Below are 24,707 nucleotides of genomic sequence, written 5' to 3'. Positions count from 1 at the left end.
TACATAGATAAGGAGGAAAAATAGATGTCAAAAACAACTGCTGTAATCGAACAAACAGAAAAATTTGGTGCAAATAACTACCATCCACTACCAATCGTCATCTCAGAAGCGCAAGGCGTATGGGTTACAGATCCAGAAGGAAACAAATTCATGGATATGTTGTCGGCGTATTCTGCTGTAAACCAAGGACACCGTCACCCACGTATCATTCAAGCACTAAAAGATCAAGCGGAACGTGTAACACTCACATCACGTGCATTTCACAATGATCAACTCGGCCCGTGGTACGAGTTAATTACTAAATTATCACGTAAAGAAATGGCACTTCCAATGAACACAGGAGCAGAAGCTGTAGAAACAGCATTTAAAGCAGCACGTCGTTGGGCATATGATGTCAAAGGTGTTGCTGAAGATCAAGCTGAAATCATCGCGTGCGAAGGAAACTTCCATGGCCGTACGATGACAGCTGTATCGTTATCTTCTGACCCAGAGTACAAGCGTGGATTCGGCCCGATGTTACCGGGTATAAAACTGATTCCTTACGGCGATCTTGAGGCATTAAAAGCTGCGATTACACCAAACACTGCTGCTTTCATGATGGAGCCCATTCAAGGTGAAGCAGGTATCGTAATTCCACCAGCTGGATTTATGAAAGCTGCAAAAGAGCTTTGCGAAGAAAACAACGTGTTGTTCATTTCAGATGAAATTCAAGCAGGTCTTGCTCGAACTGGTCGTATGTTTGCTTCTGAGTGGGAAGGCGTTCATCCAGACATGTATATCTTAGGAAAAGCACTTGGCGGCGGGGTATTCCCAATCTCATGTGTTGTTGCAGACCGCGACGTACTTGGCGTATTTAACCCAGGTTCACACGGTTCTACATTCGGTGGGAACCCACTTGCTTGTGCCGTTTCGATTGCTTCATTAGAAGTACTTGTGGACGAAGATCTAGCGAAGCGTTCAGAAGATCTAGGAAACTACTTCAAAGAAGAACTTCAAAAATTGGATCACGCTTCTATTAAAGAAGTACGTGGCCGTGGATTATTTATCGGTCTTGAACTAAACGAAGCCGCACGTCCATACTGTGAGCAGTTAAAAGAGCTTGGTTTGTTGTGTAAAGAGACGCATGACACAGTTATTCGTTTTGCTCCACCTCTTGTCATCACAAAAGAAGAATTAGACTGGGCATTAGAGCGCATAAAAAAAGTTTTTGCATAACAAATTCCAATTGACTATGGTACAATGAATCTGAATTCTACTATTACTACTAAAGAGGCGAATTGATAAAATGGCTGAAAATTTAAACCTGTTTACATCGACACAGGCAGTTGTTCAAGAAGCATTACACAAACTAGGCTACGATGAAGCAATGTATGAATTGTTAAAAGAACCGTTACGTATGCTTGAAGTACGTATCCCAGTCCGTATGGATGACAACACTGTCAAAGTATTTACTGGATACCGCGCACAGCACAATGATGCGGTCGGACCAACAAAAGGTGGAGTGCGTTTCCACCCTGGCGTAACAGATGAAGAAGTGAAAGCCCTTTCCATGTGGATGACCCTAAAATGTGGCATCGTCGATCTACCTTATGGTGGAGGGAAAGGTGGAGTAACATGTGATCCGCGTGAAATGTCAATGGGCGAGTTAGAGCGTCTAAGCCGTGGATACGTTCGTGCTGTGAGTCAAATTGTTGGACCAACAAAGGACATCCCAGCTCCAGATGTGTTTACAAATGCACAAATCATGGCATGGATGATGGATGAGTACAGCCGAATCGATGAATTCAACTCACCAGGATTTATCACAGGTAAACCTTTGGTGTTAGGGGGATCTCAAGGACGTGACCGTGCAACTGCACAAGGGGTAACGATTTGTATTAATGAAGCAGCTAAAAAAGTTGGCATTGATATGACGGGAGCACGTGTTGTTATTCAAGGCTTTGGTAATGCTGGAAGCTTCTTAGCGAAGTTCTTGAGCGATCAAGGTGCTAAAGTAATCGGAATTTCAGATGCATATGGTGCCCTTCACGATCCGAACGGACTTGACATTGATTACTTGTTAGATCGTCGTGACTCTTTCGGAACAGTAACGACTTTGTTTGAAAATACAATTTCAAACCAAGACTTACTCGAGTTAGATTGTGACATTCTTGTACCGGCAGCAATCGAAAATCAAATCACATCGGATAATGCACATAACATCAAAGCTACAATCGTAGTGGAAGCAGCGAACGGACCGACGACTGCTGAAGCGACAAAAATCCTTCATGAGCGTGGCATCTTGCTAGTTCCAGACGTACTTGCATCTGCAGGTGGCGTAACGGTATCGTACTTCGAGTGGGTACAGAATAACCAAGGGTACTACTGGACTGAAGAAGAAGTGAGCGAAAAGCTTCACAAAAAGATGGTGGATGCATTTGAAAACATCTATAACGTTGCATCGACACGGAACATCAACATGCGTTTAGCGGCTTATATGGTCGGTGTACGCAGAACTGCAGAAGCGTCACGCTTCCGTGGTTGGGTTTAATCACACCAAGCTCCCCTGCATGGGGGGCTTTTTTGATGCCTTCTATTAGACGTGAAGGACAAGAAGAGGTAGGATAAGAATGATAAAAGAAAGGAGCGGTTTGATGAATGCTTTTAGTTTTTACAATCCAGTAAAATTAATTTTTGGAAAAGGGCAACTCGCTTCACTACAACAAGAGCTCGCACCTTTCGGTAAGAAAATTTTGGTCGTTTATGGCGGCGGTAGCATTAAAAAGAATGGTCTATACGATAAAGTGATGGCGGAATTATCTGCTGGAGGATTTGAAGTATTTGAATTATCCGGAGTCGAGCCGAATCCACGTCTTTCGACTGCGAAAAAAGGAATTGAAATCTGTAAGGAAAATGATATCGATGCAGTCCTTGCAGTTGGTGGTGGATCTGTGATCGATTGCGCGAAGTTGATTATTGCAGGAGCGAAATACGATGGAGATGCATGGGACTTTGTTACACGCAAAGCACAACCTAAAGAAGCTTTACCACTTGGAACGGTCTTGACATTAGCAGCAACAGGTTCTGAGATGAATGCAGGCTCTGTTATAACAAATGAAGAGACAGAAGAGAAGTACGGATGGGGAAGTCCATTCAGTTTTCCGAAATTCTCAATTTTAGATCCTGAACACACATTTACAGTTCCTGCTGATCAAACTGTCTATGGTGTAGTTGATATGATGTCACATATGTTTGAACAGTATTACAACAATGGTACGAACACACCTGTTCAAGATGAAATGATTGAGGGCGTTTTGCGTGCTGTAATCGAAACAGCTCCAAAACTAATGGAAGACTTAACGAACTATGAACACCGTGAGACGATCTTGTTTGCAGGGACGTTAGGATTAAATAACTTCTTGCAGATGGGCTATAACGGAGACTGGGCTAGTCACAACATCGAGCACGCGGTATCTGCTATCTATGACATTCCGCATGCTGGAGGTCTCGCAATCATCTTCCCAGAATGGATGCGTCATAACGTCGAGGTAAATCCTGCACGTTTTGCACGAATGGCTGTTAAAGTATTTGGTGTGAATCCGGAAGGGAAGTCTGATGAAGAGGTTGCTCATGAAGGAATTGACCGTCTCGTCGAGTTCTGGACGTCTATTGGTGCACCGCAGAAATTAAGTGATTACGAAATCGGAGACGAGCGTATCGAAGACATGGTTGATAAGACGCTAGTTTACGGTCCATTTGGCAACTTTAAGAAATTGCAAGCTGAGGATGTTCGAAGTATTTTAAAAGCGGCACTTTAAATGAACGCAAAATAAAAATCAGGATCTTCTCTTCTAAGTGAGAGAGGAACCTGATTTTTTTTAGGCTTAGTTCTTTACATCGTGAGTTTTTAACGTAGTTGGTGGTTCTTTATGGTGTTTCCAAGACTTTACACCGTCGTCTTCATCGAACGAGATGACAACATCTGTTACACCAGGTTGACTTAGAATCTGCTTTGATAATTCATCTTGAATATCATCAATCTTATCAAATATTAAAGTATGATCAATCTCAACCAAAGTTTCAACGTGGAGATATTCTCCTTCCTTTACGACTTCTAAAGTTTTGATGTCTTTAATTTTGGGGTTATCTGAAATCAAGTAAGCAATATGATTTAACATTTGTTCATCTGTTTCTCCAATGACACCTCTAGCATTTTCTAAAAATACTTTCCCGACTACATAAAACATCATAAGACCAATGATGATAGAAACGGTGCCTTCGATTGCAAGAAAATCTGTATAGTACGCGATAATTACGGCAATCGCTGCTAGAAGGTTTCCTGCAGTGGCGACCAAATCTTCCATAAAGACTAATTTCGTTGCGGGTTTTGCTCGATTCAAGTGAGTAAAACTTTTTGTCAGAGGTGCTAAAAATCCGCCTTTGACATGCGCTTCATGTAATACTTCTTTCCCGGCTTTATAGAGCACAAATATTTCTAAAAGGAAGGCGATTAATAAAACGATAAGGACAATTGTGATTCCACCAGATTCAGTAGGGTGAAGAATATGATGCCACCCTTCTTTAATCGTTTCATACGCTAGAATTCCAACAATGATAATTGCGCCAAGAACAACTAAGTTTACAAGACGTCCAAAACCATTAGGGAATCGAGGTGTAGGTGCTTTCTTCGATAAGGCAGAACCTATAAAAACAAAAAAACTGATTGGCAGCATCTCCAAAAGAGTGCATCATTTCGGCAAACATTGCTACATTACCGGTAAGTAAAAATGCGCCACCTTTCATAAATGCAATAAACGTATTCACAACAGCCGCCATTAAAGAAGGTTTATTTCCTCCTTTAAGCAATCCAACAAATCCACTCATTCCGTTTCCTCCTAATCAATTGCTTCAATTTCTATTGCGATAATATAGGATTGCCTTTTTAATAGATGATAAAACTCATTTGGCTTCACTTTATTGATCATTGAGATACGGAGATGCAGCTGATGCTGTGGCATTAATTCCATTGAATGATCTTTTATTTGGATGCTTTGTATTTTCCCTCCTTGTTGTTGAATATACTCAATTGCTGGATCAATATGTTTTGAATCGGATAGCCACAGGTGAAGAGACATATCTCGCATCCGTAATCTTTGCGGACCAAGCCGTGTCAATAGGGGAGGAATAAGTTCGACTCCGACTAAAACAATAAACACGCTAGCAGCCGCTTCAATATAAAATCCTGCACCAACTGCTATACCTATTCCGCCAGCTCCCCATATCATTGCAGCAGTTGTAAGCCCGGTTATACTATCATTTCCTTTTCGCAATATAACTCCCGCACCAAGAAATCCGATACCACTCACAATTTGAGCAGCCAAACGAAGGGGATCCATTGTGATATTGATATCATCTCGCCCCTCAGCAATGTACGCGGCTTCAATAGAGATATAGGTGAGCAAGCAACTAAAGGTTGCGATTACAATAGAAGTCTTCAATCCGACTGGCTTCTTTTTGAGTTCTCGTTCGAGTCCTATAATTAAACTCAGGAAGGCAGCTAAACTTAACTTGATTAGTACTTCAACATGATCGAAGAGTATTTCCATATACATCCTCCTTTTTTTCATTCTCTCATATATATATGAAGGGAAAAAGGTGGATTAAAAAATAGTTTCTCCTTTTTTAAAATAGTACTTGCTATTTAAAAGTACACACGGTATATTATTACTTGTCCTTAAAAAAATATCAGCCGAGCTGATAAATTATTTTAAAAAAGTGTTTGACACTGAATAGGGCAGCGAGTTATACTAAGTGAGTCGCCAAAATGAGTGACACACAAAATGAACATTGAAAACTGAACATGCAAGACGTCAAGATAGAGCGTCACCACCCCAACCCCCGTTGGGTGTGCGTGACGCAAACACGAACCAAGTCACTCCCTATAAACGGTTGTGATGGACGTTCAAAAATTAAGTCAGCAACAAAATGAGCTTATATTAAGTTCTCTATTATGGAGAGTTTGATCCTGGCTCAGGACGAACGCTGGCGGCGTGCCTAATACATGCAAGTCGAGCGGATGAAGGAGGAGCTTGCTCCTCCAGATTCAGCGGCGGACGGGTGAGTAACACGTGGGCAACCTGCCCTGTAGATTGGGATAACTCCGGGAAACCGGGGCTAATACCGAATAATCCACCAGACCACATGGTCCGGTGTTGAAAGGCGGCCTCGGCTGTCACTACAGGATGGGCCCGCGGCGCATTAGCTAGTTGGTGGGGTAACGGCCCACCAAGGCGACGATGCGTAGCCGACCTGAGAGGGTGATCGGCCACACTGGGACTGAGACACGGCCCAGACTCCTACGGGAGGCAGCAGTAGGGAATCTTCCACAATGGACGAAAGTCTGATGGAGCAACGCCGCGTGAGTGAAGAAGGTTCTCGGATCGTAAAACTCTGTTGTGAGGGAAGAACAAGTACCGGAGTAACTGCCGGTACCTTGACGGTACCTCATTAGAAAGCCACGGCTAACTACGTGCCAGCAGCCGCGGTAATACGTAGGTGGCAAGCGTTGTCCGGAATCATTGGGCGTAAAGCGCGCGCAGGCGGTCCCTTAAGTCTGATGTGAAAGCCCACGGCTCAACCGTGGAGGGTCATTGGAAACTGGGGGACTTGAGTGCAGAAGAGGAAAGCGGAATTCCAAGTGTAGCGGTGAAATGCGTAGAGATTTGGAGGAACACCAGTGGCGAAGGCGGCTTTCTGGTCTGTAACTGACGCTGAGGCGCGAAAGCGTGGGGAGCAAACAGGATTAGATACCCTGGTAGTCCACGCCGTAAACGATGAGTGCTAAGTGTTAGGGGGTTTCCGCCCCTTAGTGCTGCAGCTAACGCATTAAGCACTCCGCCTGGGGAGTACGGTCGCAAGACTGAAACTCAAAGGAATTGACGGGGGCCCGCACAAGCGGTGGAGCATGTGGTTTAATTCGAAGCAACGCGAAGAACCTTACCAGGTCTTGACATCCCGCCGACCGCCTAGGAGACTAGGCCTTCCCTTCGGGGACGGCGGTGACAGGTGGTGCATGGTTGTCGTCAGCTCGTGTCGTGAGATGTTGGGTTAAGTCCCGCAACGAGCGCAACCCTTGATCTTAGTTGCCAGCATTCAGTTGGGCACTCTAAGGTGACTGCCGGTGACAAACCGGAGGAAGGTGGGGATGACGTCAAATCATCATGCCCCTTATGACCTGGGCTACACACGTGCTACAATGGATGGTACAAAGGGCTGCGAACCCGCGAGGGGGAGCCAATCCCATAAAACCATTCTCAGTTCGGATTGTAGGCTGCAACTCGCCTACATGAAGCTGGAATCGCTAGTAATCGTGGATCAGCATGCCACGGTGAATACGTTCCCGGGCCTTGTACACACCGCCCGTCACACCACGAGAGTTTGTAACACCCGAAGTCGGTGGGGTAACCTTTATGGGGCCAGCCGCCGAAGGTGGGACAGATGATTGGGGTGAAGTCGTAACAAGGTAGCCGTATCGGAAGGTGCGGCTGGATCACCTCCTTTCTAAGGATTATTTCGGAACAGACCCTCGGGTCTTGACTTGACGTCTTGCAGTTCAGTTTTGAATGTTCATACATTCAACAACCTGTTCTTTGAAAACTGGATAGAACGACATTGATTGTAACAAAACACAACGTCAAGTGAATTGACGTGTGACCTTAAGTCTCTTCTTCATGGAGAGCACTAACTTAGGTTAAGTTAGGAAGGGCGCACGGTGGATGCCTTGGCACTAGGAGCCTATGAAGGACGGCACTAACACCGATATGCTTCGGGGAGCTGTAAGTGAGCTTTGATCCGGAGATTTCCGAATGGGGAAACCCAGCACGCGTAATGGCGTGTTACCTTCCAGTGAATACATAGCTGGTCGGAGGCAGACCCAGGGAACTGAAACATCTAAGTACCTGGAGGAAGAGAAAGAAAAATCGATTCCCTGAGTAGCGGCGAGCGAAACGGGAAGAGCCCAAACCAAGAGGCTTGCCTCTTGGGGTTGTAGGACACTCTATACGGAGTTACAAAGGCAAGGGGTAGACGAAGCGGTCTGGAAAGGCCCACGACACGAGGTAAGAGTCCTGTAGTCCAAACCCATTGCCCTCCAGAGTGGATCCTGAGTACGGCGGAACACGTGAAATTCCGTCGGAATCCGGGAGGACCATCTCCCAAGGCTAAATACTCCCTAGTGACCGATAGTGAACCAGTACCGTGAGGGAAAGGTGAAAAGCACCCCGGAAGGGGAGTGAAAGAGATCCTGAAACCGTGTGCCTACAAGTAGTTAGAGCCCGTTAATGGGTGATAGCGTGCCTTTTGTAGAATGAACCGGCGAGTTACGATTCCATGCAAGGTTAAGTCGAGGAGACGGAGCCGCAGCGAAAGCGAGTCTGAACAGGGCGAATGAGTATGGGGTCGTAGACCCGAAACCAGGTGATCTACCCATGTCCAGGATGAAGGTGAGGTAACACTCACTGGAGGTCCGAACCCACGCACGTTGAAAAGTGCGGGGATGAGGTGTGGGTAGCGGAGAAATTCCAATCGAACCTGGAGATAGCTGGTTCTCTCCGAAATAGCTTTAGGGCTAGCCTCAGATGAAGAATCTCGGAGGTAGAGCACTGTTTGGACTAGGGGCCCATCCCGGGTTACCGAATTCAGACAAACTCCGAATGCCGATGATTTGTATCTGGGAGTCAGACTGCGAGTGATAAGATCCGTAGTCAAGAGGGAAACAGCCCAGACCACCAGCTAAGGTCCCCAAGTAACCGTTAAGTGGAAAAGGATGTGGCGTTGCTTAGACAACCAGGATGTTGGCTTAGAAGCAGCCATCATTTAAAGAGTGCGTAATAGCTCACTGGTCGAGTGACGCTGCGCCGAAAATGTATCGGGGCTAAACGGTTCACCGAAGCTGTGGATGCATACCTAGGGTATGCGTGGTAGGAGAGCGTTCTAAGGGCGTCGAAGTCTGACCGGAAGGACAGGTGGAGCGCTTAGAAGTGAGAATGCCGGTATGAGTAGCGAAAGATGGGTGAGAATCCCATCCACCGTATGACCAAGGTTTCCTGAGGAAGGCTCGTCCGCTCAGGGTCAGTCGGGACCTAAGTCGAGGCCGATAGGCGTAGACGATGGACAACAGGTTGATATTCCTGTACCACCTCCCCGCCATTTGAGTGATGGGGGGACGCAGTAGGATAGGGAAGCGTGCCGTTGGATGTGCACGTTCAAGCAGTGAGGTGTGATGTGAGGCAAATCCCGCATCTATAACACCAGGCTGTGATGAGGAGGACATAGTCCGAAGTTTCTGATTTCACGCTGCCAAGAAAAGCCTCTAGCGAGGCGGGAGGTGCCCGTACCGCAAACCGACACAGGTGGTCGAGGAGAGAATCCTAAGGTGAGCGAGTGAACTCTCGTTAAGGAACTCGGCAAAATGACCCCGTAACTTCGGGAGAAGGGGTGCTCTGACAGGGTGAAAGCCCGAGAGAGCCGCAGTGAATAGGCCCAGGCGACTGTTTAGCAAAAACACAGGTCTCTGCAAAACCGTAAGGTGACGTATAGGGGCTGACGCCTGCCCGGTGCTGGAAGGTTAAGAGGAGTGCTTAGCGCAAGCGAAGGTGCGAATTGAAGCCCCAGTAAACGGCGGCCGTAACTATAACGGTCCTAAGGTAGCGAAATTCCTTGTCGGGTAAGTTCCGACCCGCACGAAAGGCGTAACGATCTGGGCACTGTCTCAACGAGAGACTCGGTGAAATTATAGTACCTGTGAAGATGCAGGTTACCCGCGACAGGACGGAAAGACCCCGTGGAGCTTTACTGTAGCCTGATATTGAACTTTGGTGCAACTTGTACAGGATAGGTAGGAGCCTAAGAGCCCGGAGCGCCAGCTTCGGAGGAGGCGTCGGTGGGATACTACCCTGGTTGTATTGAAGTTCTAACCCATGCCCGTGACCCGGGCAGGAGACAGTGTCAGGCGGACAGTTTGACTGGGGCGGTCGCCTCCTAAAGTGTAACGGAGGCGCCCAAAGGTTCCCTCAGAATGGTTGGAAATCATTCGAAGAGTGTAAAGGCAGAAGGGAGCTTGACTGCGAGACCTACAAGTCGAGCAGGGTCGAAAGACGGGCTTAGTGATCCGGTGGTTCCGCATGGAAGGGCCATCGCTCAACGGATAAAAGCTACCCCGGGGATAACAGGCTTATCTCCCCCAAGAGTCCACATCGACGGGGAGGTTTGGCACCTCGATGTCGGCTCATCGCATCCTGGGGCTGTAGTCGGTCCCAAGGGTTGGGCTGTTCGCCCATTAAAGCGGTACGCGAGCTGGGTTCAGAACGTCGTGAGACAGTTCGGTCCCTATCCGTCGTGGGCGTAGGAAATTTGAGAGGAGCTGTCCTTAGTACGAGAGGACCGGGATGGACACACCGCTGGTGTACCAGTTGTCTTGCCAAAGGCATCGCTGGGTAGCTATGTGTGGACGGGATAAGTGCTGAAAGCATCTAAGCATGAAGCCCCCCTCAAGATGAGATTTCCCATTACGCAAGTAAGTAAGATCCCTCAAAGACGATGAGGTAGATAGGTTCGGGGTGGAAGCACGGCGACGTGTGGAGCTGACGAATACTAATCGATCGAGGACTTAACCAAAATTTTAGATGTGGCGGCGACTGTCCAGAAATGCCGAGATAAGATGGCAGACACAGCGAGGTTCTACCTCGATGGGGCTGACAGCTTGTGGAGTGTATTTCTAGGAGCCAGAACTCGATTCCATATCTGAACACAATCAATTGTCATTCTATCCAGTTTTGAAAGAACAAATTTTATTGAGAAAACACTTGTAATACCGGGTGGGTTTGATATAATAAACCTTGTCTTTCAACAAATGAATAGCCAGTCTAGTGATGATGGCGAAGAGGTCACACCCGTTCCCATACCGAACACGGAAGTTAAGCTCTTCAGCGCCGATGGTAGTTGGGGGTCTCCCCCTGTGAGAGTAGGACGTCGCTAGGCAATGGAGGATTAGCTCAGCTGGGAGAGCACCTGCCTTACAAGCAGGGGGTCGGCGGTTCGATCCCGTCATCCTCCACCATTTATTTAAAAAGTGAAATAGCTTGGGCTATGTAACTAGATTCAACACCGTGCCGGTGTAGCTCAACTGGTAGAGCAACTGACTTGTAATCAGTAGGTTGAGGGTTCAAGTCCTTTCGCCGGCACCACTTCAAGAGAGCCATTAGCTCAGTTGGTAGAGCATCTGACTTTTAATCAGAGGGTCGAAGGTTCGAGTCCTTCATGGCTCACCATTTTATATGAACATGCGGGTGTGGCGGAACTGGCAGACGCACTAGACTTAGGATCTAGCGCCGCAAGGCGTGGGGGTTCGACTCCCTTCACCCGCACCATTTTCATATGACATGTATACAATGCGGAAGTAGTTCAGTGGTAGAACACCACCTTGCCAAGGTGGGGGTCGCGAGTTCGAACCTCGTCTTCCGCTCCATATTTCTTAAATGCCTTACATACAATACCCTTGCCGGGGTGGCGGAACTGGCAGACGCACAGGACTTAAAATCCTGCGGTAGGTGACTACCGTACCGGTTCGATTCCGGTCCTCGGCACCACTTATATTATGCGCCCGTAGCTCAATTGGATAGAGCGTCTGACTACGGATCAGAAGGTTGTGGGTTCGACTCCTGCCGGGCGCGCCATAATACGAGAAGTAGCTCAGCTTGGTAGAGCACTTGGTTTGGGACCAAGGGGTCGCAGGTTCGAATCCTGTCTTCTCGACCATTTAAACCTGATACCCATTATGGGGCCTTAGCTCAGCTGGGAGAGCGCCTGCCTTGCACGCAGGAGGTCAGCGGTTCGATCCCGCTAGGCTCCACCAATTATTCTTATACTTATTATGGCGGCCTAGCTCAGCTGGCTAGAGCGTACGGTTCATACCCGTGAGGTCGGGGGTTCGATCCCCTCGGCCGCCATCTTAAGGACCTTTAGCTCAGTTGGTTAGAGCAGACGGCTCATAACCGTCCGGTCGCAGGTTCGAGTCCTGCAAGGTCCACCAGTATAATCACACAGCGGAGGTATACCCAAGTCCGGCTGAAGGGATCGGTCTTGAAAACCGACAGGCGGGTCAAACCGCGCGGGGGTTCGAATCCCTCTACCTCCTCCATTTTTTAAAGCTACTGGGTAATGAAGCTTAGCTTTCACTAGAAACAGAATAATATTGTCGCGGGGTGGAGCAGCTCGGTAGCTCGTCGGGCTCATAACCCGAAGGTCGCAGGTTCAAATCCTGCCCCCGCAACCAATGGTCCCGTGGTGTAGCGGTTAACATGCCTGCCTGTCACGCAGGAGATCGCGGGTTCGATTCCCGTCGGGACCGCCATTTTTTTGAAAAATACATAATCGGCTCAGTAGCTCAGTTGGTAGAGCAAAGGACTGAAAATCCTTGTGTCGGCGGTTCGATTCCGTCCTGAGCCACCATTTGCGGGTGTAGTTTAGTGGTAAAACCCCAGCCTTCCAAGCTGGTGATGAGGGTTCGATTCCCTTCACCCGCTCCAAATGGGCCTATAGCTCAGCTGGTTAGAGCGCACGCCTGATAAGCGTGAGGTCGATGGTTCGAGTCCATTTAGGCCCACCATGTATTCCGAAGTAGCTCAGTTGGTAGAGCATCCGGCTGTTAACCGGCAGGTCGCAGGTTCGAGTCCTGCCTTCGGAGCCATTGATGGGGAAGTACTCAAGTGGCTGAAGAGGCGCCCCTGCTAAGGGTGTAGGTCGGGCAACCGGCGCGAGGGTTCAAATCCCTCCTTCTCCGCCATCATGCATTGGCCCCTTGGTCAAGCGGTTAAGACACCGCCCTTTCACGGCGGTAACACGGGTTCGAATCCCGTAGGGGTCATCGCAAAAAGCAGATTCTTCTTTAATGAAGGATGTGCTTTTTATTTGTAATAAAGCGATACATTTTAAAGCCAGTAGAAGCTCTGATAGAATCAGAGTCTCTACTGGCTTTTTGTAAATTAAATCAGGAATAAGATTTTCCTAACTCTGTTAAGCGCTGTGCGAATGGTTCAGTACGATCAAATGCTGCTCCGTAAGTTTCTCGCACTTCATAAGCACTAGTGCCATGTTCTACATAATCCAGACCTGTAACTTCTTCTTCCTCAGATACACGGATTCCGCTAATGCCCTTCGTCACTAAAACAACTCCTGCCGTTGATACGGATACCCAAGCGATTACAGCTAGTACTCCAACAAGCTGAATACCAAGTAAAGAAACACTTCCGGTTGTAAAGAGGCCCGATGCTGTATCGAACAGTCCTACTGCAAGCGTTCCCCATACACCAATAATTCCGTGAACTGTAATTGCACCGACTGGATCGTCTACGCGAAGTTTTGCATCCAGTAGTCGAATTCCCTCTGTCATTACAATTCCTGCAATAAAACCAATTATTATCGCAGAAGGGAGGCTCACATTAGCTGCTCCTGCAGTGATTCCCACAAGTCCACTTAATGCTCCATTCAGAGTAAGTGAAGCATCGATTTGACCGTAGCGGAGTTTCGTGTATAGTGCAGTTGAGACGACACCTGCTGATGCAGCCAGTAATGTATTTGTGATAATTGAAGGGACTACAGCAGGATCTGCCGCTAAAGTACTTGCTCCATTGAATCCAAACCAACCCAACCATAGAATGAATACACCTAATGCGCCAAGAGGAATACTATGACCTGGGATGACATTTACTTTTTTCCCTGTGTATTTACCAATACGTGGGCCTAAAATTGCCGCTGCAACAAGAGCTCCAGTAGCACCGGTCAAGTGGACAACTGTTGAGCCTGCAAAATCTATAAAACCTAATTGTGCAAGCCAACCACCAGACCAAATCCAGTGGCCAACAACTGGGTAAATAACGGTAACCATTGCAATGGTTAGAACAAAGTAAGCAGATAGTTTCATGCGTTCAGCAACAGCCCCTGAAATGATTGTTGCTGCAGTGGCAGCGAATACGGCTTGGAAGACGAAGAATGCAATATCATCGACTCCTGTAAGTGCAAATCCACTCGTCCCAATCAAACCATTGAATGAATCACCGAACATGAGTGCATAGCCTACTACAAAATAGAGAAGAGAAGCAATAGAGACGGTAATAAAGTTTTTCATGAGTATGTTTACAGTGTTCTTTGATCGAGTAAAACCAGATTCGACCATTGCAAATCCAGCATGCATAAAGAAAACAAGAATTGTACCAAGCATGATCCACAGCATATTAATAGATGATTGTAAAAGTTCAGGTGTCATTAGATTTCCTCCTTAGTGGACCGCAACGGTGCCCGTCTCTTTTGTGCGAATACGAATTGCTTCTTCAACTGGGTAAATAAAAATTTTCCCATCTCCAACTTTGCCAGTAGAGGCATGTTCTACGATCAGCTCTGTCAATGACTTTACTTCCGTGTCATCGACAACCATTTCAAGTTTCAATTTTGTATGAAACTCCATCTCATATTTATTACCTCGGAACAGACCTGTGCGACCTTCTTGTTTTCCAATCCCAGCTACCTCACTCACGCTAAATCCATCAATTCCGTGTAAAGCCAATGCTTGTCGAATCTGTGGGAAGACATCTGGTCGAACAATTGCCTCTATCTTTTTCATACTTGCACCTCCAATGTTAGAATATATAACATCATAAAATTAATTTTCTGAAAAATCAAGCATTATTTTTAAAATGATGTAAAGAAAGTTGACATGAAGTATTTTTCAGGAAGTTTTCGAGTCTAAAGTGTGCGAGCAAATCCGGAAAAGAGTAAAATGAAGATAGTGTGAAGTGTAAAGTCACGGAGGTTTAAACAATGTCAAAACAAGTAGGTTCTCTAACAGGTACTGAGTATCTCTATACAGAGACGATTGATACAGAAGGAATTTCTCCCATTGCATTTTTTGAAGCTGGGGACCGACATTATCAAGGTCAGCGCTTCTTTTGGCAAAATCGAGAGAAAACCCATACGATTGTTGGGATTGGTCATGCAATCGTATTAAAAGCAACGGGTGATGATAGAGTTGAGGTCATTCAAACGGAATGGAACCGACTAAAGCAATTAGTGGTGAAAGAGCAATTAGACCAAGCGCCTTTATTATTTGGAGGGTTTTCATTTGATGCAAAACATCCAGGAAGTGATGAATGGCGTAAGTTTTCATCTTCCTATTTTGTAGTTCCAGAATTTCAATTAGAAATAAAAAATGAATCCACGAAACTCTCCATCAATAGTTTAGTAGAGCGCTCCGATCAAAGTGCTCGTTTTGATGAGCTTCGAAAAGAGAGAGACCGTCTTCTTCATGTAGCACAAGTACAAGAGCGACCACTGTTCGAAAAGGCTGTGGTTATCGAAAAGACGGAGAGGAACGTTCCGGATTACTTGGCTGCTGTTCGCGCGGTGAAAAAGGAAATCACTCGTGGAGAAGTAGACAAAGTCGTAATTTCACGATCGATTGAATTAGATTTTGAGGAACCGGTTTCAACAGGTTCTGCTCTTTACTATGCGCTTCAAGAGCAGCCAGAGAGCTATATCTTTGTCTTAGAAAACGGCGCATCTGCTTTTGTTGGTGCTACACCTGAACGCTTGATTCGCAAAGAGCAAGGGATGATCTACTCAGCTGGAGTGGCTGGTTCTGTTCGTCGCGGAAAAGACGTGGCGGAAGATCAACGTTTAGGAAATGCTTTACTCGCAGATGAGAAAAATCGCGAGGAACATGACTTTGTCGTATCTATGATTCGTACGGTCATTGAACCGATTTGTACAGATCTGCAAATCCCGCAACAACCTAAGCTTTTAAAAATTCGTGACATCCAGCATCTGTTTACACCTATTCAGGGCACGGCAAAAAAAGATGCCGATATGTTTTCATTTGTGAAAGCTTTGCATCCGACTCCAGCATTAGGTGGAACACCACGCAAACGAGCTGTCGAACTCATTCGAGAGCTTGAACAGATGGATCGAGGGTATTATGCGGCTCCAATTGGTTTTGTAGATGCAAATGACAATGGAGAATTTGCGGTGGGGATACGATCGGCGCTCCTGCGAGGTGGTAAAGCGCTGTTATATGCAGGGGGTGGAATTGTCTCAGAATCAGAACCACTTGCTGAACTCGAAGAGACAAATGTTAAGTTCCGGCCGATGCTTCGTGTTTTAGGGGGCAATCGTCATGAATTATAAGCAGAATCTCACGGCTTACGTTCGCGCTATACTTTCAGGACTGAAAGACTATGGCGTTTCTGAAGTTGTTATAAGTCCTGGTTCACGTTCAACGCCACTCGCTTATGGAGTTGTGTCGGACCAAGATTTTTCGGCATCTATTCAAGTAGATGAGCGTTCGGCAGCATTTTATGCTCTTGGCCTTGCGAAAGCCTCAGGAAAGTCGGTTGCTCTCATTTGTACATCGGGTTCAGCAGCAGCTAACTATTTTCCTGCCATTGTCGAGGCGTATTATGCGCGTATTCCATTAATCGTGTTAACGGCAGATCGCCCACATGAACTGCGAGAAGTCGGTGCTCCACAAACCATCGATCAGGTGAAAATGTATGGCACGCATGTTAAATGGGCAATAGATTATCCGGTCGTGGATTCATTCGAGGGCACAACGCCTTTTGTATATAGTCAAACAACACGTGCAGTCCTGGAGTCTTGCACGAATCCAAGAGGCCCCGTTCATTTAAATATTCCATTCCGTGAACCATTGCTCCTTGATTTTGAGATGGAAATTCCAGCGAAACGAGAAAAGATGCTCGATTCGACACAATCGGTTTTATCTGAGCAGATGCGCAGTCAACTAACTACGATAGTTGAGCAAGCGAAATCTGGAATCGTAATCGTTGGAGAACTTGCTCTTTCAAAAGTGAGCATGGTTGAGGATTATTTGGCGGATCTTGGCTGGCCGGTTTTATGCGACCCTTTATCGAATTTACGGTCGTCAAAGCACCCGAAATTAAAATCTCTTATTATCGAAAACTATGATGCTTTATTAAAAAATGACATGAGTTACGAAACGCTCTTACCAGACGTCGTTATTCGCATTGGTCCACAGCCAGTCTCTAAATTTCTCGGCATCTTCTTAAAAACTTCGAAGCCAACAAGCTTTATAGTGGTAGACGAGGCAGCGCGCTTTCGAGACCCACTTGGACTTGCGACAGAAACGGTCGTGGGAGGTGTAGAAGCTTTAGTAGGTATTCAAACAGCTCAATCATCTGATCATAAGAGCTTGGCTATCTGGCAGGTGAACAACGTCGTAGCTAGAGAACTCGTGCATGCTTATCGTGAGGACGAGCAAGATGAAGGGGCTTATATTGCCACAGTTTTTGGTGCTCTTCCTGAAGATGCCGTTGTATTTGCAAGTAGTAGTATGCCGATACGCGATGTAGATACATTCCACATAGCAGATTCTAAAGGGATCTCAATCCTTGCAAACCGAGGAACGAATGGAATTGATGGAGTGGTTTCGACAGCACTCGGTGCTCAAAAAGCTCTAGAAAAGCCACTCTACTTGTTGATTGGGGATCTTGCGTTCTTGCACGATGCAAATGGTCTTTTATTGAGTCGCTATCAACATGTGGAAGCGACGATTATTGTGATGAACAATGATGGAGGAGGCATCTTCTCCTATCTGCCTCAAGCATCTGAACCGGAATATTTTGAGAAGTTGTTTGGAACTGGCTCTGGTATTACATTTAAGTACCTCGCTGACATGTATTCTATTCCGTATGTATTTGTGGAGTCTAAAGAGCAATTGAGTGAGCTCGTTTCGAAACCATCTACTGGTCTACGCATCCTTGAAGTGACTACGAATCGTCAAGCGAATACAGAAACACACCGTAAACTGTGGAAACGTGTGAAGGAAAGTTGGACTCCGGATGTATAAAGAATGGAATCCTACTGGAACGAAAAAACTGGTCGTTCTGCACGGTTTCACGGGATCACCTCGTTCTTTTGAGCGCGTTGTGGAAATGTTGTCAGAAGATATTCATGTAATCGCGCCAACGCTCCCAGGGCACGGAAAGATCACCTATTCCTATGAAACGATGGAAATGCATCACCAGATTAATTGGTTGGAGGATTTTCTTCAACAGCACCAGTTGAAAGAGGCTTCAGTGCTCGGTTATTCAATGGGAGGGCGTCTAGCCATGGGGTATGCGCAGGAATTTCCTGTGAAGCAGCTGATTCTTGTCAGCAGTTCTCCAGGTATTGAGCTGCAAAACGATCGAGATGCGCGACATGAGGCCGACCAAAATCTTGCTGAAAAAATCCGTCGGAATGGATTGGACTGGTTTGTTTCTTACTGGGAGAACATTCCGTTGTTTGAAAGTCAAAAGCGCCTTCCTGTAGATGTTCAACAGATGGTGCGTTCAGAACGTTTGCAACATGATGCCGAGCAACTCGCTACCAGTTTGGAAGATTTTAGTACGGGGAATATGCCGAGCTACTGGAACGAGTTAGAAAATTATCATCATCCAGTCCATATGGTTGTAGGAGAACTGGACACAAAGTTTGTGGAGATTGCTAAAAAAATGAGTGCGCGTTTACCGAATGCGACGTTACGCATCGTACCGAATGTCGGCCATGCGATTCAAGTGGAAATTCCGCAAATGTTTGCTACAATAATAGAGGATGTACTTTAAAGGAGGCAACACTATGACAAGAGAATGGCAATCGCTCCGTACATATGAAGATATCAAGTATGAGTTCTTCAACGGAATCGCAAAAATTACAATCAATCGTCCGGAAGTGCGCAATGCATTCCGCCCAAAAACTGTTCATGAATTAATCGATGCGTTTTCACGTGCGCGTGACAACAAAGACATCGGTGTGATTATTTTGACTGGTGAGGGTGAAAAAGCATTCTGTTCGGGTGGAGATCAATCTGTACGTGGCCATGGTGGTTACGTAGGAGACGACGAAATTCCACGTCTGAATGTACTTGATCTGCAACGCTTAATCCGTGTGATTCCAAAGCCAGTAGTGGCAATGGTAGCAGGATACGCAATTGGTGGCGGACACGTTTTACACGTTGTGTGTGACTTATCTATCGCAGCGGACAACGCTCGTTTCGGTCAAACGGGTCCACGTGTCGGTTCATTTGATGCAGGATACGGCTCTGGTTACCTTGCACGTATCGTAGGTCATAAGAAAGCGCGTGAAATCTGGTACTTATGCCGTCAATATGATGCGCAACAGGCACTTGATATGGGCTTAGTAAACACTGTTGTTCCTTATGCAGATCTTGAAGATGAAACAGTGAAATGGTGTGAAGAAATGCTTGAGATGTCTCCGACAGCTCTTCGTTTCTTGAAAGCAGCAATGAACGCTGACACAGATGGACTTGCAGGACTTCAACAAATGGCTGGAGACGCAACATTACTGTACTACACTACGGATGAGGCAAAAGAAGGCCGCGATGCATTTAAAGAAAAGCGTAAGCCGAACTTTGGTCAATTCCCACGATTCCCTTGATTTACTCGTAAGCTGTCCAACTGGGCAGCTTTTCTTTTTCTAGGAAAGGACTGGCAGTATGTACCCAAATCTTTTACGTAAACGTGTAGCTTTAACGCCTGATCGAATTGCTTTTGAAATGAATGGTACTTCGTATTCGTGGTCGGAAGTTTATAAGGAAGTAGAACGCATCGCACAGCGACTTCCTGGAAAGAGCGGCGACCGAGTGGGGTTTTGGTCGAAAAATAGTGAAGGCATGTACTTCTATATTCTCGCAGCGTTATTGAAAGAGTTTGAGATTGTATTTTTCAATGATCGTTTGACGCAGGAGGAGTTTCTTTTTCAACAATTGGATTCAGAAGTCGTATGGACGGTCACTGATCAAAAAGAGCGTGCACTCCTTGAACATGTATTTTTATATGAAACTATCCTTGGAGACCGATTTGAGACTCTGGCCCCGCAAGATATGTGGGCTGCGAACCGAACCATTTCGATAATGTATACTTCCGGGACGACCGGTCGCCCTAAGGGAGTGAGACAGACGCTTGAGAACCATATGACGAGTGCACTCGGGTCTGCTTTAAATTTAGGGATCTTACCGGAAGATAAGTGGCTTTGTGTAATGCCGCTTTATCATATCAGTGGGTTTTCAATGATCATGCGCTCACTCATTTACGGCTCGGCTCTCGAGTTGCATGATAGATTTCGTCCAGAGAGCGTGATGAGAGCAATCCAAACGCGAGGAATCACGCATCTTTCCGTAGTGACAACGATGTTGCAACAACTTCTTGAAATCGTAGAAAATGAGCAGCAACCACTGCCTTCGACTTTCCGAGTTGTGCTTGCTGGAGGAGGACCTGTTCCCGTTCCTTATCTTGAGAAAGCCCAGCTCTATGGATTCCCGGTTATCCAGACGTATGGCATGACAGAGACTTCTAGTCAGACATGTACGCTAGGAGCAGAGGATGCCATTCGAAAAGCTGGGTCGGCAGGAAGGCCATTGTTTTTTGCTGACGTTCGAATAGATGGGGAGAACGAAGGAGAAATTTGGGTGCGTGGTTCTCATGTGACACCTGGTTATATCGGAATGGCTTCTACTCAGCAGTCGACAACGGAAGACGGGTGGTTCAAGACTGGGGATATTGGTCGTATTGATGAAGATGGCTACTTATACATTTTGGATCGCCGGTCAGATTTGATTGTTTCTGGTGGAGAAAACATTTATCCTGCAGAGGTGGAACAGGCATTACTGGCTCATCCGGATGTACTTGATGCAGGGGTTGTCGCGATGGACGATGCCAAGTGGGGGCAGGTACCTGTGGCGTTTGTGCAAGTGAAAGACGGCTGCGAACCAGATCTGAAGACGTTCTTGTCAACAAGGCTTGCTTCTTACAAACAGCCGGTTCACTATTATTTTGTGGACGCGCTTCCTCGGAATGCTTCCAATAAGCTTGTGCGACGTGAACTGAAGGACCGGTTACTTTAGATGTGGAGCCGACTGTTCAGAAATTGTGCGAGATGACAGCGTGGACTGTGAAGCGCTCTTTGCTTCATGGGCCGCGATGGCTTCTTGCGGGATTTCTAGGAGGCGTAACTCGATTTCATGTAGATGTGGAGAACGCCGCTCAAGAAAAGTTGAGTTCCGCTCCTGGGCTGCTTTCCGAGGGCGCTGCGTGAGTCTCCTCAGCGCAAAAGCACGCTTCCGGGGTCTCACGGCAGACTGGAATCCCACTGGAGTCAGCCCCTCCACCACACCCAACTTTAGTTTCGACAAGTGCGATGATGCGTCTTCGAAATCTGGTTAAGGGGTGACAGGCACCAAATGGAAGTGGTTTCCAAATGGTGACAGGCACCAATTAATGACAATTTAAAAACCAGCTGCTTCTCTTAAAGATCTAGAGAAGCAACTGGTTTTTATTTTGGTAGTTAGCTTATTGCAAAGCTGTACGCAGTGTTTCGATATTTCGTTCCATTAATGAAATATAGTCTTCACCCTTGTCGATATCTTCTTGAGTTAAAACACCTAAGTTATGAAGAGAAAGAGTTTCAGCACCGACTTCATTGCGAATGATTTCAGTCAGCTTTGATGAAACGTTTTGTTCTGTTAAGATATACTCAATTTCTTGCTCACGTGCTTGATCGACTAAAGAAGCCAACTCTTTTTGCGAAGGCTCGTCTTGCGTGCTGATACCAGCGACTGCAATTTGGTTAAGGCCATAGTCTTTTACCCAATATCCAAATGCTGCGTGAGATACAAAGAATGTATCGCGGGTAGCTTCAGAAACCATTTCTTCAAAAGAAGCATCTAGTGCAATCAACTCTTCTTCAAGTGCTGCAAAGTTTTCATTGAAGAATTCTTCGTTTTCAGGAGAAGCTTCAATCAATTCATCACGGATCGTTTTTGCTAGTTCAATGCTTAGTGTAGGAGAAATCCACACGTGTGGATCAAGTGGACCGTGGTCGTGTCCTTCGTGAGAATCTGCTGACTCATTATGGCCGTGTTCGTCTTCAGAGTGATCATCATGTCCATGTTCTTCGTCGTGTCCATGCTCCTCTTCTTCAGAATGATCATGTCCGTCGTCTGTCGCATCTAAAAGCATATCATCCGAAATTGAATCCGCGAGTTCAACAATTTCTACTTGCTGATTTGCAAGAGTATCTTTTGCACTGCTAATAAATCCTTCTAATCCCAAACCGATAGCAAATAGACGATCTGCATCAGCAAATTTGATCATGTCTTGCTGGGAAGGCTCAAAGGTATGTTCGTCAGCGCCAGGTGGATATACAGATTCTACTGTTACAAATTCTCCGCCGATTCTTTCTGAGAAGTATTCCAGTGGATAAACAGTAGTATAGATGGAAAGTGTATCCACCTGTTCTGCTGATTCTGCAGGTTGTGTTTCAGGTGTTTCAGTTTCTGGTTGTGTTTCTGAAGAACAAGCGGCAAGTGTTAAAGCGGAAGCAGCAAATAGGGGCAAAGCATATTTTTTCATAATTTCCTCCAAATAGTAATGATTACGTTTTATAAATGACTTTCTAATCATACAAGCTGCATAAAAAAAATGCAACAAAAAACCACCAATTACTTTTTTGGTGGCCATTCGTCAGGAACAGGGTCTAATCCGCCTTCATGAAAAGGATGACATTTTGATATACGGCGTACTGTTAAAAATCCGCCTTTCACTGCGCCATGTTTTTGGATGGCTTCTACACCGTAATGAGAACAGGTCGGGTAAAAGCGACAGCTTGGTGGAGTCAGGGGAGAGATAGCTTTTTGGTAAAAGCGAATAATCGCTATAAAAATTTGTTTCATATCAGTTCACCTCATGATGTTTAGTTTACTCCATAAGATGGGAATATGAATAGTAGACCGACTTAAAAGGAGAGATGTTTTTATGTCAGCAGCTTTAAACAAAGAACTGAACAAACAAGTAGCCACATGGTCCGTCATGTACACGAAGTTACATAATTACCATTGGTATGTAAAGGGACCAACGTTCTTCACACTACACGCGAAGTTTGAAGAACTCTACAACGAAGCGACACTGCATATGGATGAGATTGCAGAGCGTCTCCTTACGTTAGGTGGAAAACCAACGGCAACACTAAAAGAGCACCTTGAACTTTCAGTAGTTAAGGAAGCAACAGGGAAAGAATCAACTGAGCAAATGGTTGGGACCATCGTCAAAGACTTTGACACGATTATGAAATCGTTGAAAAAAGGAATGGACGAAGCAGCGAAAGACGAAGATGATATGACTGAAGATCTGCTAAACGCCATCTATCAAAGTATCGAAAAACACCAGTGGATGCTCAACGCATTCCTTGGGGACACAAACGAATAGAAGCAGCGTACGCACTAGTTGCGTACGTTTTTTTGTTATACTGTGAGGGAAGAAAGGCGTGAGAGAATGCTGCTATTTCAAGATTTGACTAATACACAAGTTAAGTTATCATTTGAACCCGATCAGTTTGAAAGGGAGTCTCATCATGTGCTCGTCATTGTTCGCAAAGGTCCAAAGTTTTTACTAACCAAACACTCTACGCGAGGGTATGAATTTCCAGGTGGGAAACGGAAAGGAGGGGAATCGCTTGAAGATGCAGCCCTTCGAGAAGTTTATGAAGAGACTGCGATTCAGATTCAAAATCTTACTTGGCTCGCATCTTACGAAGTGCAAAGCGATGAACCATTTGTGAAAACCGTGTTCTTGGCGGATTTTAAAAAGGCGGATCACTTTGATGCTCTCCATGAAACGACGGCTCGCGAGTGGATGACGCTTCGAGATATTGAAAGACATCCGTTTTTGAGTTTTTATATGAAAGACGATGGGATGGAAGCAATCCTGACTCAACTAAAAAAGAAGTTCCCACTTTATAAGAAACATCGGATTCCTAGTCCAAATAGCAAAGTCCGCATACACGAAGTGACCTATTATTCTGATGAATTTCTCGTAAAGGGGTGGCTAGCTGAACCAGTTGCAGGGGCACAAGAAGCCATTGTCTATTTACGCGGAGGAATCAATCAAATCGGAAAAGTACGAGGAGCTCGAATTGCACAAATTGCAGCTCAAGGGTTTACGGTATTCGCACCGCACTATCGCGGTTCGTTTGGAGGCGAAGGAAAAGACGAGTTTGTGGGTGCCGATCGTCAAGACGCTTACGGAGCTGTTGATTATTTAGCGGCTTGCGGCTATACACGTATTCATCTGTTTGCGTTTAGTCGTGGTGGAATCATGGCCTTGTGGGCAGCGGTGAAGCGACCCGAAGTGACCTCGCTCGTGACTTGGGGAGGAGTGTCTTCCATCTATTTGACATATGAAGAACGTGTAGACATGCGCCGGATGATGAAACGCATCTACGGCGGGACCCCTAAAAGGGCTCCAGAAGCGTTTGAAGATCGTGACGTGCTACAGCAATTAGAACGTATGAATGCACCCGTTCTCATCATTCATGGGGAACTAGATACGAATGTTGGGTTTGAGCACGCGACGATTCTGGAGGAGAAATTGAAAGGTTTAAATATGCCTGTGACTACGAGGTATCTAGAAAACCACCATCACTTTGTGCCCGACCCACTGAACCGACAGATTTTACGCGAAGCGCTCGAGTGGATGCTTGAGCAGGGGCGCTGAGCGAGCGTTCATAGGACGAATTGGAGATTTCTTCTACACTACCCGTGATTTCTTCTACCCAAATCGGTTTTTATTCTACCGAAGTCATATTATGGA

Annotated in this window: 15 protein-coding genes, 20 tRNA genes, 3 rRNA genes and 1 pseudogene; 33 read left to right on the top strand and 6 right to left on the bottom strand. The window is 46.0% G+C overall.

Features of this window, described 5'->3' with window-relative positions; translation table 11 throughout:
- Positions 1-24: 24 nt before the first annotated feature.
- From ACF3OH_RS08995 to ACF3OH_RS08985, 3 genes are all read left to right on the top strand, one after another.
- Complete coding sequence (locus tag ACF3OH_RS08995) at positions 25-1,215, top strand: ornithine--oxo-acid transaminase (protein ID WP_392454157.1); 1,191 nt, start codon at positions 25-27, stop codon at positions 1,213-1,215.
- A 70-nt stretch (positions 1,216-1,285) separates the two neighbouring features.
- On the top strand, positions 1,286-2,530 hold the full coding sequence (locus tag ACF3OH_RS08990; protein ID WP_392454155.1) for a Glu/Leu/Phe/Val dehydrogenase: 1,245 nt from the start codon (positions 1,286-1,288) through the stop codon (positions 2,528-2,530).
- A gap of 103 nt (positions 2,531-2,633) precedes the next feature.
- A complete protein-coding gene (locus ACF3OH_RS08985) occupies positions 2,634-3,797 on the top strand; it encodes an iron-containing alcohol dehydrogenase (RefSeq protein ID WP_392456748.1) in 1,164 nt (387 codons plus the stop codon).
- 66 nt (positions 3,798-3,863) lie between these two features.
- Here the strand turns inward: ACF3OH_RS08985 and ACF3OH_RS08980 are convergent.
- Positions 3,864-4,863, bottom strand: a pseudogene (locus ACF3OH_RS08980) (cation diffusion facilitator family transporter).
- An 11-nt stretch (positions 4,864-4,874) separates the two neighbouring features.
- Entirely contained in the window at positions 4,875-5,585 is a 711-nt protein-coding gene (locus ACF3OH_RS08975) for an MgtC/SapB family protein (protein WP_204591799.1), read from the bottom strand.
- A gap of 401 nt (positions 5,586-5,986) precedes the next feature.
- On the opposite strand from ACF3OH_RS08975, the gene ACF3OH_RS08970 reads away from it, so the two are divergent.
- The 23 genes from ACF3OH_RS08970 (at position 5,987) to ACF3OH_RS08860 (ending at position 12,901) form a co-directional block, all read left to right on the top strand.
- Positions 5,987-7,539 (top strand): 16S ribosomal RNA (locus ACF3OH_RS08970).
- 188 nt (positions 7,540-7,727) lie between these two features.
- Positions 7,728-10,653 (top strand): 23S ribosomal RNA (locus tag ACF3OH_RS08965).
- A 247-nt stretch (positions 10,654-10,900) separates the two neighbouring features.
- Positions 10,901-11,016: ribosomal RNA gene (rrf, locus tag ACF3OH_RS08960) — 5S ribosomal RNA — on the top strand.
- The 16S, 23S and 5S rRNA genes sit together here with 20 tRNA genes alongside, the layout of an rRNA operon.
- A 3-nt stretch (positions 11,017-11,019) precedes the next feature.
- A tRNA-Val gene (locus ACF3OH_RS08955) sits at positions 11,020-11,095 on the top strand.
- Between the two features lie 51 nt (positions 11,096-11,146).
- Positions 11,147-11,222: transfer RNA gene (locus ACF3OH_RS08950), tRNA-Thr, on the top strand.
- Between the two features lie 8 nt (positions 11,223-11,230).
- Positions 11,231-11,306, top strand: a tRNA-Lys gene (locus tag ACF3OH_RS08945).
- A 14-nt stretch (positions 11,307-11,320) separates the two neighbouring features.
- Positions 11,321-11,405, top strand: a tRNA-Leu gene (locus ACF3OH_RS08940).
- Between the two features lie 23 nt (positions 11,406-11,428).
- Positions 11,429-11,503: transfer RNA gene (locus ACF3OH_RS08935), tRNA-Gly, on the top strand.
- 32 nt (positions 11,504-11,535) lie between these two features.
- Positions 11,536-11,624, top strand: a tRNA-Leu gene (locus tag ACF3OH_RS08930).
- Positions 11,625-11,634: 10 nt separating this feature from the next.
- Positions 11,635-11,711: transfer RNA gene (locus ACF3OH_RS08925), tRNA-Arg, on the top strand.
- Positions 11,712-11,716: 5 nt separating this feature from the next.
- Positions 11,717-11,793: transfer RNA gene (locus ACF3OH_RS08920), tRNA-Pro, on the top strand.
- A gap of 21 nt (positions 11,794-11,814) precedes the next feature.
- A tRNA-Ala gene (locus tag ACF3OH_RS08915) sits at positions 11,815-11,890 on the top strand.
- Between the two features lie 20 nt (positions 11,891-11,910).
- A tRNA-Met gene (locus ACF3OH_RS08910) sits at positions 11,911-11,984 on the top strand.
- 6 nt (positions 11,985-11,990) lie between these two features.
- A tRNA-Ile gene (locus ACF3OH_RS08905) sits at positions 11,991-12,067 on the top strand.
- A 15-nt stretch (positions 12,068-12,082) separates the two neighbouring features.
- A tRNA-Ser gene (locus ACF3OH_RS08900) sits at positions 12,083-12,175 on the top strand.
- 58 nt (positions 12,176-12,233) lie between these two features.
- Positions 12,234-12,310 (top strand) — tRNA-Met (locus tag ACF3OH_RS08895).
- A gap of 2 nt (positions 12,311-12,312) precedes the next feature.
- A tRNA-Asp gene (locus ACF3OH_RS08890) sits at positions 12,313-12,388 on the top strand.
- A gap of 22 nt (positions 12,389-12,410) precedes the next feature.
- Positions 12,411-12,486, top strand: a tRNA-Phe gene (locus tag ACF3OH_RS08885).
- Positions 12,487-12,489: 3 nt separating this feature from the next.
- Positions 12,490-12,563: transfer RNA gene (locus ACF3OH_RS08880), tRNA-Gly, on the top strand.
- 3 nt (positions 12,564-12,566) lie between these two features.
- Positions 12,567-12,643 (top strand) — tRNA-Ile (locus ACF3OH_RS08875).
- Positions 12,644-12,648: 5 nt separating this feature from the next.
- A tRNA-Asn gene (locus ACF3OH_RS08870) sits at positions 12,649-12,724 on the top strand.
- Positions 12,725-12,729: 5 nt separating this feature from the next.
- Positions 12,730-12,820 (top strand) — tRNA-Ser (locus ACF3OH_RS08865).
- A 9-nt stretch (positions 12,821-12,829) separates the two neighbouring features.
- Positions 12,830-12,901 (top strand) — tRNA-Glu (locus ACF3OH_RS08860).
- Between the two features lie 123 nt (positions 12,902-13,024).
- Here ACF3OH_RS08860 and ACF3OH_RS08855 read toward each other — a convergent pair.
- Together ACF3OH_RS08855 and ACF3OH_RS08850 are read right to left on the bottom strand one after the other, a co-directional pair.
- Complete coding sequence (locus ACF3OH_RS08855; protein WP_392454153.1) at positions 13,025-14,299, bottom strand: ammonium transporter; 1,275 nt, start codon at positions 14,297-14,299, stop codon at positions 13,025-13,027.
- Between the two features lie 12 nt (positions 14,300-14,311).
- Complete coding sequence (locus ACF3OH_RS08850) at positions 14,312-14,653, bottom strand: P-II family nitrogen regulator (RefSeq protein WP_204590526.1); 342 nt, start codon at positions 14,651-14,653, stop codon at positions 14,312-14,314.
- 197 nt (positions 14,654-14,850) lie between these two features.
- On the opposite strand from ACF3OH_RS08850, the gene ACF3OH_RS08845 reads away from it, so the two are divergent.
- The 5 genes from ACF3OH_RS08845 to menE are packed head-to-tail and all read left to right on the top strand — an operon-like array spanning position 14,851 to position 20,965.
- A complete protein-coding gene (locus ACF3OH_RS08845) occupies positions 14,851-16,212 on the top strand; it encodes an isochorismate synthase MenF (protein WP_392454151.1) in 1,362 nt (453 codons plus the stop codon).
- Complete coding sequence (menD, locus tag ACF3OH_RS08840) at positions 16,202-17,911, top strand: 2-succinyl-5-enolpyruvyl-6-hydroxy-3-cyclohexene-1-carboxylic-acid synthase (protein WP_392454149.1); 1,710 nt, start codon at positions 16,202-16,204, stop codon at positions 17,909-17,911. Before ACF3OH_RS08845 ends, menD begins: the two co-directional genes overlap by 11 nt.
- Positions 17,904-18,668, top strand: a complete 765-nt coding sequence (gene menH, locus ACF3OH_RS08835) for a 2-succinyl-6-hydroxy-2,4-cyclohexadiene-1-carboxylate synthase (protein ID WP_392454147.1) — start codon at positions 17,904-17,906, stop codon at positions 18,666-18,668. Before menD ends, menH begins: the two co-directional genes overlap by 8 nt.
- A 13-nt stretch (positions 18,669-18,681) precedes the next feature.
- Positions 18,682-19,500, top strand: a complete 819-nt coding sequence (menB, locus tag ACF3OH_RS08830; protein ID WP_204590522.1) for a 1,4-dihydroxy-2-naphthoyl-CoA synthase — start codon at positions 18,682-18,684, stop codon at positions 19,498-19,500.
- Positions 19,501-19,558: 58 nt separating this feature from the next.
- Entirely contained in the window at positions 19,559-20,965 is a 1,407-nt protein-coding gene (menE, locus tag ACF3OH_RS08825) for an o-succinylbenzoate--CoA ligase (protein WP_392454145.1), read from the top strand.
- Between the two features lie 445 nt (positions 20,966-21,410).
- Here the strand turns inward: menE and ACF3OH_RS08820 are convergent, their stop codons facing one another.
- Together ACF3OH_RS08820 and yidD are read right to left on the bottom strand one after the other, a co-directional pair.
- On the bottom strand, positions 21,411-22,472 hold the full coding sequence (locus ACF3OH_RS08820) for a metal ABC transporter solute-binding protein, Zn/Mn family (protein WP_392454143.1): 1,062 nt from the start codon (positions 22,470-22,472) through the stop codon (positions 21,411-21,413).
- Between the two features lie 89 nt (positions 22,473-22,561).
- The gene (gene yidD / locus ACF3OH_RS08815; protein ID WP_392454141.1) at positions 22,562-22,792 is read right to left on the bottom strand and encodes a membrane protein insertion efficiency factor YidD; all 231 of its coding nucleotides are present in this window, start codon (positions 22,790-22,792) and stop codon (positions 22,562-22,564) included.
- 82 nt (positions 22,793-22,874) lie between these two features.
- Here yidD and ACF3OH_RS08810 point away from each other — a divergent pair, with 82 nt between their 5' ends.
- Positions 22,875-23,324: a Dps family protein gene (locus ACF3OH_RS08810; protein WP_204590518.1), complete on the top strand. Its 450-nt coding sequence runs from the start codon at positions 22,875-22,877 to the stop codon at positions 23,322-23,324.
- Between the two features lie 66 nt (positions 23,325-23,390).
- The gene (locus ACF3OH_RS08805; protein ID WP_392454139.1) at positions 23,391-24,611 is read left to right on the top strand and encodes a prolyl oligopeptidase family serine peptidase; all 1,221 of its coding nucleotides are present in this window, start codon (positions 23,391-23,393) and stop codon (positions 24,609-24,611) included.
- Positions 24,612-24,707: the final 96 nt, after the last annotated feature.

It is taken from the genome of Chryseomicrobium aureum (genome assembly GCF_043182735.1).
Classification (GTDB): Bacteria; Bacillota; Bacilli; order Bacillales_A; family Planococcaceae; genus Chryseomicrobium; species Chryseomicrobium aureum.
This window is presented reverse-complemented; position numbering and strand designations above follow the sequence as displayed.

Bases quoted from the DNA above. Each gene is read 5' to 3' on its own strand.
- ACF3OH_RS08805 (WP_392454139.1), top strand. From the start codon at position 23,391: ATGCTGCTATTTCAAGATTTGACTAATACACAAGTTAAGTTATCATTT.
- ACF3OH_RS08810 (WP_204590518.1), top strand. From the start codon at position 22,875: ATGTCAGCAGCTTTAAACAAAGAACTGAACAAACAAGTAGCCACATGG.
- ACF3OH_RS08845 (WP_392454151.1), top strand. From the start codon at position 14,851: ATGTCAAAACAAGTAGGTTCTCTAACAGGTACTGAGTATCTCTATACA.
- ACF3OH_RS08820 (WP_392454143.1), bottom strand. From the start codon at position 22,472: ATGAAAAAATATGCTTTGCCCCTATTTGCTGCTTCCGCTTTAACACTT.
- ACF3OH_RS08855 (WP_392454153.1), bottom strand. From the start codon at position 14,299: ATGACACCTGAACTTTTACAATCATCTATTAATATGCTGTGGATCATG.
- menH (WP_392454147.1), top strand. From the start codon at position 17,904: ATGTATAAAGAATGGAATCCTACTGGAACGAAAAAACTGGTCGTTCTG.
- ACF3OH_RS08990 (WP_392454155.1), top strand. From the start codon at position 1,286: ATGGCTGAAAATTTAAACCTGTTTACATCGACACAGGCAGTTGTTCAA.
- menB (WP_204590522.1), top strand. From the start codon at position 18,682: ATGACAAGAGAATGGCAATCGCTCCGTACATATGAAGATATCAAGTAT.
- yidD (WP_392454141.1), bottom strand. From the start codon at position 22,792: ATGAAACAAATTTTTATAGCGATTATTCGCTTTTACCAAAAAGCTATC.
- menD (WP_392454149.1), top strand. From the start codon at position 16,202: ATGAATTATAAGCAGAATCTCACGGCTTACGTTCGCGCTATACTTTCA.
- ACF3OH_RS08975 (WP_204591799.1), bottom strand. From the start codon at position 5,585: ATGGAAATACTCTTCGATCATGTTGAAGTACTAATCAAGTTAAGTTTA.
- ACF3OH_RS08985 (WP_392456748.1), top strand. From the start codon at position 2,634: ATGAATGCTTTTAGTTTTTACAATCCAGTAAAATTAATTTTTGGAAAA.
- ACF3OH_RS08995 (WP_392454157.1), top strand. From the start codon at position 25: ATGTCAAAAACAACTGCTGTAATCGAACAAACAGAAAAATTTGGTGCA.
- ACF3OH_RS08850 (WP_204590526.1), bottom strand. From the start codon at position 14,653: ATGAAAAAGATAGAGGCAATTGTTCGACCAGATGTCTTCCCACAGATT.
- menE (WP_392454145.1), top strand. From the start codon at position 19,559: ATGTACCCAAATCTTTTACGTAAACGTGTAGCTTTAACGCCTGATCGA.